The sequence below is a fragment of the Actinocorallia lasiicapitis genome, assembly GCF_054778695.1.
Genome location: NZ_BAAGZI010000858.1, coordinates 1 through 721, shown reverse-complemented (window position 1 = coordinate 721; position 721 = coordinate 1). Strand labels below are relative to the sequence as shown.

At 73.6% G+C, this 721-nt stretch carries 1 protein-coding gene; it reads right to left on the bottom strand.

The genetic code is table 11. From position 1 onward, the window contains the following. The coding region (locus ACYVE7_RS35135; protein ID WP_460371004.1) for an amidase family protein at positions 1 to 511 on the bottom strand (511 nt) is incomplete at its 3' end. Positions 512 to 721 lie beyond the last annotated feature (210 nt).

The window sequence follows — 721 nt, the reverse complement described above, 5'->3', positions numbered from 1 at the left end:
CGTCGCGCGCGCCCGCCGCCGGCACGATCCCGGCCGCCACCGCGGCCGCCGAACCGCCCGAGGATCCGCCGGGGCTGCGTCCGGTGTCCCAGGGGTTGCGGGTCGGCCCGTTCGCGTCCGGCTCGGTGATCGACTTGGCGCCGAACTCGGGGGTGTTGGTCTTGCCGAACACGACCAGCCCGGCGTCCAGCCAGCGCCGCACGATCACGCTGTGCTCGGGGGCGGGCAGGTTCCGCAGCGACCGTGATCCCGAGCCCGTGGGCAGGCCCTGGTAGTCCTGGGTGAGGTCCTTGATCAGGAACGGGACTCCGGCGAACGGGCCGGTCAGCGGTCCCGCCGCCCGCTCCCTGGCCAGGTCGTGCATCGGCCGGACGATCGCGTTGATCCGGCCGTTGACCTCCTCCGCCCGGGAGATCGCCGCCTCCAGTACCTCGCCCGGCGTCACCTCGCCCGCCGCGATCAGCCCGGCCAGCCCCACCGCGTCGTGCGCGCGGTACTCCTGATACTCCATCGCCACCTCCCAGTCGGGAAATGTAGATTAGCCGGATTCTCCCCTCAAGCCCCTTCTGCTCATTCGCCCAGCCTGCCACCACCGGGCCGTGCGGAGGTGTGGCCACGCTCACGCGGGTCGGGCCCGACGGGGAGGCGCGCGGTCTTCGCGCGGGCCGTCCGCGGATGAGACGATGACCGGGATGAGCGGGGACGGAGCCGCCCGGGCGGC